Origin of the sequence: Austwickia chelonae NBRC 105200 (assembly GCF_000298175.1) — a bacterium.
GTDB lineage: Bacteria > Actinomycetota > Actinomycetes > Actinomycetales > Dermatophilaceae > Austwickia > Austwickia chelonae.
The window spans coordinates 126499-140798 of record NZ_BAGZ01000004.1 but is presented as its reverse complement, the minus strand read 5'-3'; the positions used below and the strand labels follow the sequence as shown (position 1 = coordinate 140798).

Below are 14300 nucleotides of genomic sequence, written 5' to 3'. Positions count from 1 at the left end.
TGCCTGTATTACCTCGTTCATCCCGGAGGAAGCCGGACGGAGCCGGCACGGTCGCGCCACTGTGGACACCGCCTGTAGGCGGTGGGAGTCAGGAACTGCGGGGAGGACGAACTTTCGACGATCGGGACGCGCTATCCCGAGAGAGGACGATCTGCCATGCACATCGCCGAGGGTTTCCTCCCTCCCCTCCACTGCGCGCTGTGGACGTTGGCCTCCGCGCCCTTCGTGGTGCACGGCGCCCGGGCGGTGGTGGCCGAATCCAGGGAGAACCCGGAGAACCGGCTGCTGCTCGCCGCGGCAGGCGCCTTCACCCTGGTGCTCTCGGCGATCAAGGTGCCCTCGGTGACGGGCAGTTCGTCCCATCCGACCGGGACGGGTCTGGGTGCGGTGCTCTTCCGTCCGCCGGTGATGGCCTTCCTGGGCAGCGTGGTGCTGCTCTTCCAGGCCCTGCTGCTGGCCCACGGCGGGTTGACCACGTTGGAGGCGAACGCCTTCTCGATGGCGGTGGTCGGACCCTGGTGCGGTTACGCCTGTTTCGTCGCGGCGCGTCGGATGAGGCTGCCCGTGGAGGTGGGGATCTTCCTGGCGATGGCGGTGGCGAATCTGTCCACCTATGTGACGACCAGCCTCCAACTGGCTCTGGCCTACCCGGACGCGGGCACCGGATTCGTCGGTGCCGCAGGAAAATTCCTGGGGATCTTCGCGCTGACACAGGTGCCGCTCGCCCTGGTCGAAGGTTTCCTCGGAGTGCTGGTCGTCCGTTTCCTCAGCCGGGTGGCCGCGCCGGAACTGGCCCGTCGCGGGTTGACCGTCTCCTCGGCACAGACCCAGGAGGTCTCCCATGTCTGAGCGTCCTGTACACCGCCGGTTCCCGTGGGTGAACGTCTGCTGCGCCCTGGCGGTCGTCCTGTTGGTCGTCCTGTCCTGGTCCTTGGCACCCCGGCCGAAGGGCGAGGGCGAGGAGGCCTTCGGCGGGACCGACGCCGCCGTGAGCAGCATGTTGGAGAAGGACGGCGTGGAACGATGGTTCGAGCCGCTCTTCGAACCAGGCAGCGGCGAGGTCGAATCGGGCCTGTTCGCCGCACAGGCAGCCCTGGGCGGAGTGCTCTTCGGGTACGCGGTCGGACGTCTGCAGGGCCGTCGACGCGACGTCCCGTCCGACTCGATGGCCTCGGCCGGTTCCTGACCGGTGGCCCTGCACCTGACCTCACTCGACGACGCCGCGTGGACCGGACCGTGGCGTCGTCGGGCTGTCCGGGACAAAGCTTTCCTCAGCATGGCGCTGGTGGCGACGGCCTTGTTCGCGCCGGTGCTGCCCGGCGGCGTGACGGTCGCGGTGGTCTCGGTGGGGGTGATGGTCGGCCCGGCCAGGGTGCCGGCGCGGCTGGTGGCCGAAGCGATGGCGGTGCCGGTGTTCTTCGTGCTGATCGGCGCGCTGCCGGTGGCGGTCACCGTGGGCTCACCGGCGGAGCACGCCTGGTGGGTGTGGGGGCCGTTCTCGGCCGGGCCGGCCGGGGCGGCCCGGGCGGTGGGTCTGGCCGTGCACGGGGTGGCCGGGACGGCCGCGGTGATGGTCCTGGCGACGACGACCCCGATGGTCGACCTGATCACGGCGGGTCGCCGACTCCGGGTCCCGGAGGCCTGCCTGGACGTGGCCGCACTCATCTACCGGTGGTGTTTCGTGCTGCTCGACACGGCGGTCACCGTCCACGAAGCCCAGAACGGGCGCCTGGGCGGGACGCCGGTGGGCCGTCCGGGACGGTCGGCGACGCGGGCCCGCTGGGAGACGGCCGGGGCCCTGACCGGGACGGTCCTGGTGCGTTCCTGGTCGCGGGCGTCACGGCTCTCCGCGGGACTCGCCGGACGGGGATACGACGGTGACCTGCTGACTCTTCCGCGGCGCCGAGAACATTCGACGACATTCGTGGCTGCTTCGGCGGTGTTGACCCTGGCGATCTGGACGGTGGTGGCCCTGTGGGCGTGGAACGGGATCGGCGACGGCCTGTGGTGGTCGGGGACGGTCCGATGAGCGAGCTGTCCGCCGAAGACCTGGTCGCCGGGCATCCCGGCGGTGGGGCCGTCCTCCGCGGGGCGACCCTCCGGATCACGGCGGGCCGACGGCTCGTCCTGCTCGGCGCGAACGGTTCGGGCAAGACCACTCTGCTGCGTTGCCTGTCCGGGGCGCACCGTCCGCTCTCCGGCCGGGTCGCCGTCGAGGGGACGCCCCTGCGGTACGACCGGGCCGGGTTACGGACCCATCGCACCCGCGTCCAACTGGTCCTCCAGGACCCGGACGACCAGCTCTTCTCCGCGGATGTCGCCCAGGACGTCTCCTTCGGCCCGATGAACCTCGGCCTGCCTCCCGCGGAGGTCGCCGCCCGCGTCGAGGAGGCCCTCGACCTGGTCGACGCGGCCCAGCTGGCGGAACGGCCGACCCACCGGCTGTCCTACGGGGAACGCAAACGGGTCGCCACCGCCGGGGCCGTGGCGATGCGACCTCGGGTGCTCCTCCTGGACGAACCCACCGCCGGACTGGACCCGGCCGGGACCGCCGCGATGCTCGCCGCGCTGTCCCGTCTCGAGGAGCACGGCACGACGGTCGCCCTGTCCACCCACGACGTGGATCTCGCCCTCGCCTGGGCCGACGAGGCCGCCGTGGTCTGCGCGGGCACGGTCACCGCGGGGCCGGTCGGCGAGCTGCTGGACGATACGGCATTGTTGGGACGCGCCGGTTTGACGCGGCCGTGGACGTTGGAACTGGCCCGACGGGTGGGCCTGCCGGGGCGTCCACGCACCTTGGAGGCCGTGGCGCAGGCCTGGACCGTACAGGAGAGACGATGACCGAAGCCGTATCCCTTCCCCGACTGGTGATCGCGGCCCCGGCGTCGGGGCACGGCAAGACCACGGTCACCATCGGCATCATGGCGGCCCTGCGTCGTCGCGGCCTGGAGGTCGCACCGGCGAAGATCGGACCCGACTACATCGACCCGGGCTATCACACCTTGGCCGCCGGCCGTCCCGGCCGTAACCTCGACCCCTTCCTGGTCGGTGAGGACCTGATCGTGCCGTTGCTGTTGCACGGCGCGCGCACTCCCCGGCCCGGTGACATCGCCGTGATCGAAGGGGTCATGGGTTTGTACGACGGCCGCCTGGGCACGTCTGGTTTCGCGTCCACCGCGCATGTCGCCGCGTTGACTGACAGCCCGGTCGTCCTCGTGGTGGACGTCCGTCATGTGTCGCGCACCGTGGGCGCGGTCGTCCAGGGGTTGGCTTCCTTCGACCCGTCGGTCCGGGTGGGCGGGGTGATCCTGAACCAGGTCGGTTCGCCGCGTCACGAGGAGGAGATCCGCCGGGTCCTCGCCGAGATCGGGATGCCGGTGGTGGGGGCGCTGCCTCGGGACAAGCGGATCGAGTCGCCTTCCCGGCATCTGGGGTTGGTGCCTGCCGAGGAACGTCCGGAGTCTTCCGCGGTCCTGGAGGCCTTGGCGGACCATGTCGTCGACCGGGTCGACCTGGACGCGCTGCTCGCCTTGGCGCGGACCGCGCCGCCGCTGCCCGGGCCGGCCTGGGACCCGGTCGTGGCCCTCGCCGAGCAGGACGGCCCGGCGGGGTCGGCTCCGGCGGTGGCGGGGGCGTCCGCGGTGGCCGGTGACCCGGCCGATCGTCCGGTGGTCGCCGTCGCCGGTGGCCGCGCCTTCACCTTCCGCTATCCCGAGACGACCGAGCTGCTCGCCGCCGCGGGGTGCGAGCCGGTCGTCTTCGACCCGTTGCGCGACCAGGATCTGCCGGCGGGCACCCGCGGTCTCTACCTGGGCGGGGGTTTCCCGGAGGTGCATGCCGCCGAACTCACCGCCAACGAGGCCTTGCGCGCGCGGATCGCGGGCGCGGTCGCTGGGGGGATGCCGACGGTCGCCGAGTGTGCCGGTCTGCTCTATCTGTGTCGGACGGTCGACGGGGTGCCGATGACGGGTGCTTTGCCGGTGGAGGCGGCGATGGCTTCTCGGTTGACGATGGGCTATCGGCGGGCGGTGGCTCCGGCGGATCTGTTGGTCGCCGCGCGGGGGGAGGAGGTCACCGGGCACGAGTTCCATCGCACGCAGGTGTGTCTGCCCGAGGGCGGTGTCGACGGTGGTGCCGGGGTGTCGTCGGCGGCGTGGGTGTTGGACGGGCGGGCGGACGGGGTGTCGGCCGATCCGGCGGGGACGGGGCGTCCGACGGTCCATGCCGGGTATCTGCACACTCATTGGGCGGGGTGTCCGCGTTCGGTGCGGAATTTCGTGGCGGCGGTGCGGGCTTTCGTCCCGGGTGTGGACGGTGTCCCGGGGGTGGACGGTGCCCGGGGTGTGGGCGGTCGGTCGGGTGGGGGTGCCGCGGTGTCGGGGCCGGTGGCGGTGGGCGCGTCCACGGGTGGCGGGGTGCGTACGGCGGGGGTTGCGTCGGCGGTGTCCTCCGGGCCGGTGGATCTGCACCATCACGGGGATGCCGATCTGGCGCCGGGTCTGGTCGACCTGGCGGTGAATGTCCGTCCGGCGCGGACTCCGGAGTTGTTGGTGCGGGCGGTGACCGAGCAGGCCGATTGGGCGGCCTATCCGGATGCGCGTCCGCTGCGGGAGGCCTTGGCGGCACATCACGGGGTGCCGGTGGAGTCGGTGCTGCCCACGGCGGGTGGGGCGGAGGCTTTCACCTTGTTGGCGCGGGCGACGACGGCGTCGACGCCGGTGGTCGTGCATCCGCAGTTCACCGAACCGGAGGCGGCTCTGGTGGCGGCGGGTCGTCGGGTGCGGCGTCATCTGTTGACGGCGGACAACGGCTTCCGGTTGGTGCCCTCGGCGCTGGCGGAGGATGCCGATCTGGTGGTGGTGGGTAATCCGACGAATCCGACGTCGGTGTTGCATCCGGCGGCGGTGTTGGACGAGTTGCGTCGTCCGGGGCGGGTGTTGGTGGTGGACGAGGCGTTCATGGATGCGGTTCCGGGGGAGTCGGAGTCGTTGATCCGGCCGGGTGATCTGTCGGGGGTGCTGGTGTTGCGCTCGTTGACGAAGACGTGGGGGATCGCGGGGTTGCGGGCCGGGTACGTGGTGGGTGATCCGGGGTTGGTGGCGGATCTGGCCGCGCAGCAGCCGCCGTGGTCGGTGTCGACGCCGGCGGTCCGGGCGTCCTTGGCGGCGTTGACGGGGGCTGCGCAGCGGGTGGCGGTCGAGGATGCGGGGCGCCTTCCGGGGGAGCGGGACGATCTGGTGGCGCGGTTGCAGGCGGTCGGGGCCGGGGTGGTCCTGCCGGCGCGGGGGCCGTTCGTCCTGGTGGATACGTCGGCGTGGGGTGCGGGTTCGTTGCGGGAGGCTCTGGCGGGGGAGGGTTTCGCGGTGCGTCGGGGGGAGACTTTTCCTGGTCTGGGGGCGTCGTGGATCCGGGTGGCGGTGCGTGATGCGGCGGTGCATGAGCGTTTCGCTGCGGCCTTGGCCCGGTTGCGGGGGTGAGGGGGTGTCGTCGGGGAGCGGCTGATCGTCACCTGATATTAATAATGATTCTCACTCTATGATGAGGCGGTGTCCTCGACCCGCCACCTCACCCGCCGAGCCCACCTGCTGTCCCTGGCCTTCGCCCTCACCATCCCCGTCCTGATCGTCGTCTCCGGCGCCACCGGACCACTGAGGACCACCTTCACCGAAGCCGCCCAACTCGTCGTCGGACACCTCGTCCCCGGCATGAGCTGGATGACCGACGGCACCCTCAGCCCCGCCCAGGACCAAGCCGTCTGGAACTTCCGACTGCCCCGCACCCTGCTCGCCGGAGTCGTCGGATCCTGCCTCGCCCTCGCCGGAGCACTCCTCCAGGCCGTCGTCCGCAACCCCCTCGCCGAGCCCTACGTGCTGGGCGTCTCCTCCGGTGCCGGACTCGGTGCCGTCCTCGTCATCGTCCTCGGCAGCACCGCCGTCGCCGGACTCTCCCTCAGCGCCGCCGCCTTCGCCGGAGCACTCCTCGCCACCGTCCTCGTGCACCTCCTGGCCAGCCAGGACGGCATCATCAGCCCCCAACGGCTCATCCTCGCCGGCGTCGCCCTGGGCACCCTGCTCGCCGCCCTGACGAACTACCTCACCATCAGCACCGAAGCCCAGAACGTCTACAGCGTCCTCTACTTCACCCTCGGATCGGTCTCCGGAGCGGACTTCGGGAAGATCGTCTGGCCCCTGCTCGCCCTCGTCGTCGTCGCCCTCGTCGCCATCAGCCGCAGCCGCGTCCTCAACGCCATGCTCGTCGGCGACGAATCCGCCACCTCCCTGGGCGTCGACGTCCAACGCACCCGACGACTCACCCTCGCCGCAGCCGCACTGCTCACCGGCACCTCCGTCGCCGTCGCCGGCGGCATCGGCTTCGTCGGACTGGTCGTCCCCCACGTCACCCGGATCCTCGTCGGCTCCGACCACCGACGCACCCTGCCGGTCACCGTGCTGGCCGGAGCTGTCCTCCTGATGGTCTGCGACCTGCTCGCCCGCACCATCGCCGACCCCGTCGAGGTCCCCATCGGGATCGTCACCGCCGTCCTCGGTGCGCCCTTCTTCCTGTGGATCATGCGCACCGCCGGAGCCGTCCGAGGAGGAATGCACCGATGAAGACCCCCCTGACACCGCCGACGGCCCCGGCCGCCATGCACCTCCACGACGTCAGCGTCGACCTCGGCGGCCGCCGCATCGTCCACGGCGTCACCCTGGACCTCCCCGCCGGACGCTGCCTGGGCCTGCTCGGCCCGAACGGATCAGGCAAATCCACCCTCATCCGCGCCGCCAGCGGGATGACCAGACCCGCCGCCGGCCACATCACCATCGACGGCACCGACATCGCCACCCTGCGCCCCCGCCAACTCGCCCGGCTCGTCGCCGTCATGATCCAGGAACACACCAGCGACTTCTCCATGCACGTCGAAGAAGTCGTCATGCTCGGCCGGACCCCCCACCAGTCGGGCTTCGGCGCCGACTCCGACCAGGACCGGGAGATCGTCGCCCAAGCCCTGGCCGACGTGGAAGCGACCCACCTGACCGACCGGATCTTCAGCTCGCTCTCCGGCGGTGAGAAACAACGCGTCCTCCTCGCCCGCGCCTTCGCCCAACAGACCCCCCTGCTGATCCTCGACGAACCCACCAACCACCTCGACGTCGGCTACCAGATCGACCTGCTCGAACGGGTCGCCGCCCGCGGGGTGACCGTGCTCGCCGCCCTGCACGACATGAACCTCGCCGCGCAGTACTGCGACGAACTCGCCCTCCTGGTCGACGGCTCGGTCGTCGCGCAGGGCCACCCCGAGGACGTCCTCACCCCGGACACCCTCGACCCGGTCTTCCGGGTCACCACCCACCACGTCGTCCACCCTCGGACCGGCCGGACGGTCATCGCCGTCGATCGGCCCGAGCGGACCGCCACGGCCGCCGCATCCTGCGTCGGCCCACGCTGAGCACCCCTTCCACCACCTCCGAAAGGACCGTCATGGCCCTCGCCCGACCCCGTCCCGGCCTGCTGGCCGCACCGGCCGTCCTCGTCCTCCTCCTCGCCGGCTGCGGGCAGGGCGTCGACAACGCCGGCGCAAAATCATCCGCGAATTCCGCAGCCTCCGTGCAGAACTGCGGCAAGACGGTGAACCCGGGGAAGACGCCCGCCCGGATCGTCACCATGACCCCAGGCCTGACCGACCTCGTTGTGAAACTGGGCGCAGCCGACAAGATCGTCGGCGAGGCACAGAACCGCACCGGCAAGATCAGCGAGAGCATCACCCACGACAAGGCCCAACTGCTCAGCGACACCAAACCCCCCGCCCGGGAGAAACTGATGACGGTCAACCCCGAGCTGGTCCTCGCCCCCACCTCGTACGAGTTCAACGCCGAACAGGGCTTCGCCTCCCAGGACCAGCTCTCCCAGGCCGGCGCCAGCTCGTACATCTCCACCGGCGGATGCACGACCCGGCGCGCCTCGGCGACGGTCACCGACACCGTCGAGGACATCAAGAACCTGGGCACCCTGCTCGGCAGACAGAAGGAAGCCCAGGAACTGGCCGACCGGACGACCGCCGACCTGGACGCCGTCGACAAAGCCGTCGCCGGCAAGAAGAAACCCACCGTCGTGCAACTCTTCGTCGACGAAGGCAAGATCAGCGCGATCGGTGCCGGAGTCGAGTACGACATCATCAAACGGGCCGGTGGGGACAACCTGTTCAAACCGACCGACGAGGAGTTCAAGAAATTCTTCGCCGCCGCGATCTCCCCGGAGACCCTGCTGGCGAAGAACCCCGACGCGATCGTCTTCGCGACACAGACCCCCGAACTCGGCGAGAAGGCCCGCGCCTACCTGACCGCCACCTTCCCCCAGGTGACCGCGGTCAAGGAGAACCGGCTGATCAACCTGAAGTCCACCGACGTGATGCCCGGCGTGCTGGGCAATGTCGACGCCGTCAAAGCCGTCGCGAAAGGGCTCTACCCGGACGCCCTGTGACCCCAGGAGGACACGGCGGTGGGGGAGGACCGGAACGCTCCTCCCCCACCGCCGTCACCCACGAGAATCAGTGGTGCCGGGACGCCGCCGTCATGTCCCGGCAGGCGTGGACCACGGAGCCGGGCATCCTCGCCGGACGCCTCGGCGTAGGTCGCCGGCGCGATCAGGCCGAAGGCGAGGATCAACCGTTGCCCATGGCGAGGAATCTGGCCGCTGCCTGCATGTCGAAGCAGGCGTGGACGAGCATGCCCGGCCAGAGCAGACCGGTTGCGCGGCGGATGAAGTAGAAAGCCAAGCCCGCGATGGACGTCGTGATCAGCTGGGTGATGAGCTGGACCAGCTCGGTCCCGACGAGGAAGTTGGGGGCATGCCACAACCCGAAGAGCGCTGAGCTGATGACGGCGACCTTCACCTCGTCGACATTGGCGCGGCGCATCTCGTCGATGAGGAATCCGCGGAAGAAGATCTCCTCGGCGTAACCGACCGCCAACATGGTCGGCACCGTCGCCAGGACGAAGGCGGCCTTGTCCTGGAAGAGGTTGATCGTCTGCAGGACGACCCCGTGAGCGCCGGCTGCCGCCGGAATGAAAGCGATCGCGAACATCCACCAGGTCGGCTGCGGCATCGAGGGCGGTTCGCGCCAGAGCCGGTCGAAGGTGCCGTGTCGCTTCAGGAAAAGGGTGATCACCACAGCGGTGCACATCATCGGGACGCCGGCCCGGAGGAACAAGCGGAGCGGGTCGTGGAAGAAGTCGGAGTAGGAGCCGGGTGTGATCGGGCTGAACATCAGGGAGACCGCGGGCCAGATCAAGCTGAGGCCGACGGTGATCGCGACGAGTTTGCGGACGGGTAATGGTGAGGGCTCGGCAGCAGGATGGCCCCCGACAGGCATGGTCATGTCATATATGCTGCGTGGATGAGCTGATATAACACTGCTTCCCAGCTGCGTCCCCGCTGGAGGCCAGAGACCGCCGTCGAGCCGCTGGCCAGTACATATCGGCACAGAACAGGGCACCGACCCACCCCGGACGGCCCCACCCCCCGCACAACGCACCAGGCCGAAGCCACCCCGACTCACCCCAGCCGGATCACCCGATCCATCGCCGCCACCGTCGACTCCCGATGCGACACCACCACCACCGTCGTCCCCCGCCCCGACGAACACAACCGGGACAACACATCGGCCTCCGTCCGCGCATCCAGACCCGACGTCGTCTCGTCCAACACCAACACCGACGGCTCCTGCGCCCACGCCCGCGCCAAAGCCAACCGGGCCCGCTGACCACCCGACAACGACAGACCCCCCTCACCGACCACCGTGTCCAGACCCGCAACCCACCGCGGACCCTCCAACACCAGACCGGCCCGCTCCAAGGACGCCAGGACCAACTCCTCCGACGCCCCCGGCCGCCCCAGACGCACATTGTCCCGAACCGTGCCGTGCACCACCGTCGACTCCTGATCGACCACCGCGATCCGCCGACAACGCACCTCGGAAGGAAGCTCCCCCAGAGCCACCCGGCCACCCCCGACCGTCCACAAGGACACCGACCCCGCGTCCGGCACCCACACCCCCGACAACACATTCACCACCGTGCTCTTCCCACAACCCGACGGCCCCACCAAGGCCACCCGCTCACCCGGCCGCACCACCACCGTCGGCACACTCACCGTCTCCTGCGGGAAGTCCACCCGCACCCCCTCCACCGACAACCCCCACGGACCCTCCCCGACCGCCACCGGCGACACCGGCTCCGACAAACCCTCCACCGGCAAGGAGATCCCCTCCACCACCCGGCCCGCAGCCGCCCGCAGCGGCTGCAGACGGGTCACCGTCGTCGCCGCCTCCGCGACCGGCCCCAACAAGGCCAACGCCCCCACCGTCACCGCCGACGCCACCGGCCCCGACAGAGCAGACCGACTCGACACCACCAGGACCACCAACACCGCGGCCAGGACCACCACCTCACGCACCTGATCCTGCCGCTGCTGATGCACCTCCACCCTGGCCCGGGCCCGATCGGCCCGACGACCGGCCGCCACCACGTCCTCGACACACCGACCCACCACCTGATGGGCGATCACCTCCCGAGCCGCACCGAAGACATCCACCGTCACCGCAGCCAAGGACTCCTTCGCCACCAAGGCACGCTCACCCAACACCCGAGCCCGACGGGCACCGACCAACCCCGCCACCACCAGGGCCACCGCCGCCGACGGCAACACCACGGACAACGACGGCGACACCACCGCCGCGACCACCGTCCCACCCACCAACAACAGACCCGCCGACGCCAACTGCGGCACCGTATGGGCGTAGAAGAACTCCAAGGTCTCCACATCGCCCATCGCCGTCGACGCCAACCGGCCCGTGTGCTGACCCGGCGCCCGCCGCGGCACCCCCCGGGAGAAACCCCCGAAGAGCGCCGCCCGCAGATGCGCCAACACCCGGTAGGCCACGTCATGGGAAATGTCCATCTCGTGCCAGGTCAACACCATCCGCGAGACGATCAACGCGGCACCGACCAGCCACAGCCACCACGGCGGCAACACCCGGTGCACCACCGCCTCGGCCACCGCCCAGGTCAACACCACCGACTGACCCACCAGCAGCAGCCTGGCCAGCACATCCACCGCCAAGGTCCACCCCAGGGCGCGACGCTCCGGATGCAACCACGGCAACAGAGCCCACAACGGATCACGGCGGACACCGACCGCCTCGGACACCACCGGCGACACCGGGGACGAAGAGGTCATCGCCGCACACCCTCCAGATCGAGCACCACATCGCAGGCCGCCAGGGCCTCAGCCCGGTGCGCCGTCACCACCACCACCCGTCGCGCCGACTCCCGGACGAGGGTCTGCATCACCGTCGCCGACCGGTCGCCGTCCAAGGCGCTCGTCGGCTCGTCCAGGACCATCACCGGACGGTCCGAGACCAGGGCCCGAGCGATCGCCAACCGCTGCCGCTGCCCCCCGGACAGCGAACGACCGCCCTCGGCCAGCACATGATCCAGGCCGCGCTCGGCCAGCTCCGGCGCCGCCGCCGCCCGCAATGCCGCCACCAGCACCTCGTCGGAAGTCTCCGGCGGCGCAGCCACCAGCAGGTTCTCCCGGATTGACCCGGCCAGGAAGACCGGATGCTGCGAGACCACCGCCACATCCTCCGGACGAGGAGCCCGCTCCCCGCGGGAACACTCCAGCACGACACGGCCTCCCGTCGGCGACAACAACCCGCTCACGATGTCCAACAGGGTCGACTTGCCCACCCCCGACGGACCGGCCACCCCCACCACCTGCCCCTGCAACGGCCAGTGGGCCGACACCCCGGTCAACACCGGAGTCCCGTCCGGCCAGGAGAAGGAGACCTCCTCGATCCGGACCGCCCGGACGTCCTCGGCACGGACCGGCCGCGGCGCGCCCCCCGGTTCCCCGGTGCGGGCGAGCACCCCCGACACCCCGTCCGGCAGCGCCTTGCCCACCTGACTCATGAACGACAGACCCACATATCCTGCATGCCACTGACGAGCCAGGTCACGCACCGGACGGAAGATCTCCGAGGCCAACATCAACACCATGAACGGCGTCATCTGCGACCACCACCCCACCCCGCCGGGCAGGACGCCCCCGGCCGCGACCACCGCCGCGCACAGCCCCGACACCACCACCCCGACCTGCACCCCGCCGTCGATGACCGCCGTACTGGCCAAGGACACCCGCATCGCCCGGACCGTCGCCCGGTGCAGAGCCTCCGAACGCCCCTCCAACAACGCCCGACGCCGCTCCACCGCGCCCACCGCCCGCAGGAGCCGCATACTGCGCAGACTCTCCAACAGGTCCGCGGACAGACTCTCGTAGGTGTCGCTGTGCTCACCGCCGCGCCGGGTCATCAACCTGTCCCACCAGCGTGGACCGGCCACCGCGATGAGCACCCCCGCCGCCGCGACCAGCCCGACCACCGGATAGGCCGCGCCGACCGCCAGGATCAACAGCGGCGGCATCACCCACACCTGCACCACGTGCGGGATGTACAAGGAGACGTACTTGTCGACCCCGTCGACCCCGTCGGTGGCCGCCAGCACCCGCGCACCCATCCGGTCCTGTGCGTCGTGCAGACGCTCGGGCACCAGACAGGCCCGCAGCACTCCTCGCCTCAGGTCCGTGCGGACGGCCTCGCCCAGCCGTAAGGCCGAGCGGACCTGCCACTCCCGCAGCACCGCCCGAACCGACAGACAGGTGACCACCCCGATCGCGCCGACCACGACCCGGTCGTGGTCACCGGCGACCACGGCGGCCAGAGCCACCGACAGGGCCACCGCCTGTATCCACCACGACACGGTGATCAGGCACAACAGCCCGGTGGTCAGGGCGAGGCGCGCCCGGTGAGGGCGGACGGCGAGCCAGAGACGCCGGTCGATCATCGAAGTGCTCCGCTCTGTGTGGTCACGGCCAGATCGCCAAGGCCAGCACCGGCGGCACCGACCCGTCGGACGTCCACCCGGCGACGACCCTGGACGACGCCCTCGCCGACGGCCCGGCACCTTCCGCCCGGCCCTCGCTTCCCGACGACCCGGCACCTTCCGCCCGGCCGGCGTGGACGTGCACGGTCAACGCCGCAGCCTCCATGGCCGCCACCCAATGCACCTCCGCCCGACCCAGCAGAACCTCCGCCGGGACATCCGACGACCCGGACACCGTCCAATCCACCAGGACCGGGGCGTCCTCGACCCACCGCTGCCCCGAACACCGCGCCGACAGACCCGCCCGGAACGGATCACCGGCCGCCGTCACCCGAGGACGACAGGGCGACGAAGCGAAGACCCCGGCGACCCGGTCGACGAGCCCGCCCACCCACGACGGCACACCGGCGCGGCCCCCACCGTCGACGCCACCGGAAGACCCCCACGGATCGGCGCTGCGCCGAGAAACCAACCGGGCCGCCGCCAACGCCGGGAGCCACCCGTCACCGGCCACGCACACCGGCTCCCGCCACGACGGCAACAGCACCTCCTCGGACAACCCCGGCAGCAGATGAGGACGACGCTCCTCGTCCGGCACCGGAACCACCGAAGCACACAGCGGATCCGGCCGGACACCGTCGACCCCACCCCCCAGGACCACCCGGGCGGTCATCAACTCGGGGGCGCTGCCCGGCCACCGCTCCACCCACCGCCGATACCCGGGCAAACCCAGGGCCGCCGCCGCGCCGGACGCATCGGGCAACCAGCGGGCCGACACCCCCGCCTGCTCGGCGAGCACCCCCAACCAGCACACCGCGAAGGCCGTGTCCGCGACGAGCAAGGGCGGATACCGATGCACATAACGTCCCCACGGCCGCTGCGGCAGCACCGAGAAGACCACCTCGGCACCCACCGGCGGACCCGCACCCTGCACGCCGACCGGCGGCCGCCCCCCGTAACGGGCCACGAAATCACCGGTGTCGCACTGGAAGGCGTACACCCCCGGGGGAAGATCACACCCGGCCCCGCAGATCACGTGCGCCGTCACCGGCTGGCAGCCGCCCGCCGACGGGACGGCCCGCAGCGGCGTCGACATCGGCCGACCCTGCGCATCCCGGTGGAACTCCGAGCTGTACAACAGTTCCCGAAGCCAGCGTCCCACCGGGATGCGCGCCTGCCCCGACGGCGACAGCCCCGGCCCGGACCAGCGCGTCGCCCGAGGACCAGGCGGCCGCGGTCCTCCCGGGTCGCGGGCGTCGAAGGCCCCGGCCAACAGGCCGCCGACCACCCCGTCCACGGACAGGGCACGGGACGCAGGAACGCCAGTCATGACACGGACCTCTCAGGGCTCGACGGAGGAAC

At 70.9% G+C, this 14300-nt stretch carries 12 protein-coding genes; 8 read left to right on the top strand and 4 right to left on the bottom strand.

The genetic code is table 11. The features are described 5' to 3' along the window. Positions 1-156 precede the first annotated feature (156 nt). The 8 genes from AUCHE_RS03190 to AUCHE_RS03155 all read left to right on the top strand — a co-directional run bounded on the left by AUCHE_RS03190 (position 157) and on the right by AUCHE_RS03155 (position 8478). On the top strand, positions 157-849 hold the full coding sequence (locus AUCHE_RS03190) for an energy-coupling factor ABC transporter permease (protein WP_006501830.1): 693 nt from the start codon (positions 157-159) through the stop codon (positions 847-849). Further along, positions 842-1186, top strand: a complete 345-nt coding sequence (locus AUCHE_RS03185) for an energy-coupling factor ABC transporter substrate-binding protein (protein WP_006501829.1) — start codon at positions 842-844, stop codon at positions 1184-1186. Before AUCHE_RS03190 ends, AUCHE_RS03185 begins: the two co-directional genes overlap by 8 nt. 3 nt (positions 1187-1189) lie before the next feature. After that, the gene (cbiQ, locus tag AUCHE_RS03180; RefSeq protein ID WP_006501828.1) at positions 1190-2029 is read left to right on the top strand and encodes a cobalt ECF transporter T component CbiQ; all 840 of its coding nucleotides are present in this window, start codon (positions 1190-1192) and stop codon (positions 2027-2029) included. Continuing rightward, a complete protein-coding gene (locus AUCHE_RS03175) occupies positions 2026-2841 on the top strand; it encodes an energy-coupling factor ABC transporter ATP-binding protein (RefSeq protein ID WP_006501827.1) in 816 nt (271 codons plus the stop codon). Before cbiQ ends, AUCHE_RS03175 begins: the two co-directional genes overlap by 4 nt. Then, positions 2838-5477, top strand: a complete 2640-nt coding sequence (locus tag AUCHE_RS17690; protein WP_006501826.1) for a cobyrinate a,c-diamide synthase — start codon at positions 2838-2840, stop codon at positions 5475-5477. Before AUCHE_RS03175 ends, AUCHE_RS17690 begins: the two co-directional genes overlap by 4 nt. A gap of 69 nt (positions 5478-5546) precedes the next feature. Then, positions 5547-6611: a FecCD family ABC transporter permease gene (locus AUCHE_RS03165; RefSeq protein ID WP_006501825.1), complete on the top strand. Its 1065-nt coding sequence runs from the start codon at positions 5547-5549 to the stop codon at positions 6609-6611. Continuing rightward, complete coding sequence (locus AUCHE_RS03160; protein WP_006501824.1) at positions 6608-7447, top strand: ABC transporter ATP-binding protein; 840 nt, start codon at positions 6608-6610, stop codon at positions 7445-7447. The genes AUCHE_RS03165 and AUCHE_RS03160 overlap by 4 nt, the downstream gene beginning before the upstream one ends. A 32-nt stretch (positions 7448-7479) precedes the next feature. Then, positions 7480-8478: an ABC transporter substrate-binding protein gene (locus AUCHE_RS03155; RefSeq protein ID WP_006501823.1), complete on the top strand. Its 999-nt coding sequence runs from the start codon at positions 7480-7482 to the stop codon at positions 8476-8478. Positions 8479-8659: 181 nt separating this feature from the next. Here the strand turns inward: AUCHE_RS03155 and AUCHE_RS15475 are convergent, their stop codons facing one another. The 4 genes from AUCHE_RS15475 to AUCHE_RS03135 form a co-directional block, all read right to left on the bottom strand. Beyond that, complete coding sequence (locus AUCHE_RS15475) at positions 8660-9376, bottom strand: CPBP family intramembrane glutamic endopeptidase (RefSeq protein WP_074788495.1); 717 nt, start codon at positions 9374-9376, stop codon at positions 8660-8662. A 176-nt stretch (positions 9377-9552) separates the two neighbouring features. Then, a complete protein-coding gene (locus AUCHE_RS17685; RefSeq protein ID WP_006501821.1) occupies positions 9553-11235 on the bottom strand; it encodes an ATP-binding cassette domain-containing protein in 1683 nt (560 codons plus the stop codon). After that, a complete protein-coding gene (locus AUCHE_RS03140; RefSeq protein WP_006501820.1) occupies positions 11232-12899 on the bottom strand; it encodes an ATP-binding cassette domain-containing protein in 1668 nt (555 codons plus the stop codon). The genes AUCHE_RS17685 and AUCHE_RS03140 overlap by 4 nt, the downstream gene beginning before the upstream one ends. A gap of 22 nt (positions 12900-12921) precedes the next feature. Beyond that, a complete protein-coding gene (locus AUCHE_RS03135; RefSeq protein ID WP_006501819.1) occupies positions 12922-14268 on the bottom strand; it encodes a hypothetical protein in 1347 nt (448 codons plus the stop codon). Positions 14269-14300 lie beyond the last annotated feature (32 nt).

Excerpts from the sequence above, each read along its gene's own strand:
- AUCHE_RS03190 (WP_006501830.1), top strand. The coding sequence starts at position 157 with ATGCACATCGCCGAGGGTTTCCTCCCTCCCCTCCACTGCGCGCTGTGG.
- AUCHE_RS03185 (WP_006501829.1), top strand. The coding sequence starts at position 842 with ATGTCTGAGCGTCCTGTACACCGCCGGTTCCCGTGGGTGAACGTCTGC.
- AUCHE_RS03175 (WP_006501827.1), top strand. The coding sequence starts at position 2,026 with ATGAGCGAGCTGTCCGCCGAAGACCTGGTCGCCGGGCATCCCGGCGGT.
- AUCHE_RS17690 (WP_006501826.1), top strand. The coding sequence starts at position 2,838 with ATGACCGAAGCCGTATCCCTTCCCCGACTGGTGATCGCGGCCCCGGCG.
- AUCHE_RS03160 (WP_006501824.1), top strand. The coding sequence starts at position 6,608 with ATGAAGACCCCCCTGACACCGCCGACGGCCCCGGCCGCCATGCACCTC.
- AUCHE_RS03155 (WP_006501823.1), top strand. The coding sequence starts at position 7,480 with ATGGCCCTCGCCCGACCCCGTCCCGGCCTGCTGGCCGCACCGGCCGTC.
- AUCHE_RS15475 (WP_074788495.1), bottom strand. The coding sequence starts at position 9,376 with ATGACCATGCCTGTCGGGGGCCATCCTGCTGCCGAGCCCTCACCATTA.
- AUCHE_RS17685 (WP_006501821.1), bottom strand. The coding sequence starts at position 11,235 with ATGACCTCTTCGTCCCCGGTGTCGCCGGTGGTGTCCGAGGCGGTCGGT.
- AUCHE_RS03140 (WP_006501820.1), bottom strand. The coding sequence starts at position 12,899 with ATGATCGACCGGCGTCTCTGGCTCGCCGTCCGCCCTCACCGGGCGCGC.
- AUCHE_RS03135 (WP_006501819.1), bottom strand. The coding sequence starts at position 14,268 with ATGACTGGCGTTCCTGCGTCCCGTGCCCTGTCCGTGGACGGGGTGGTC.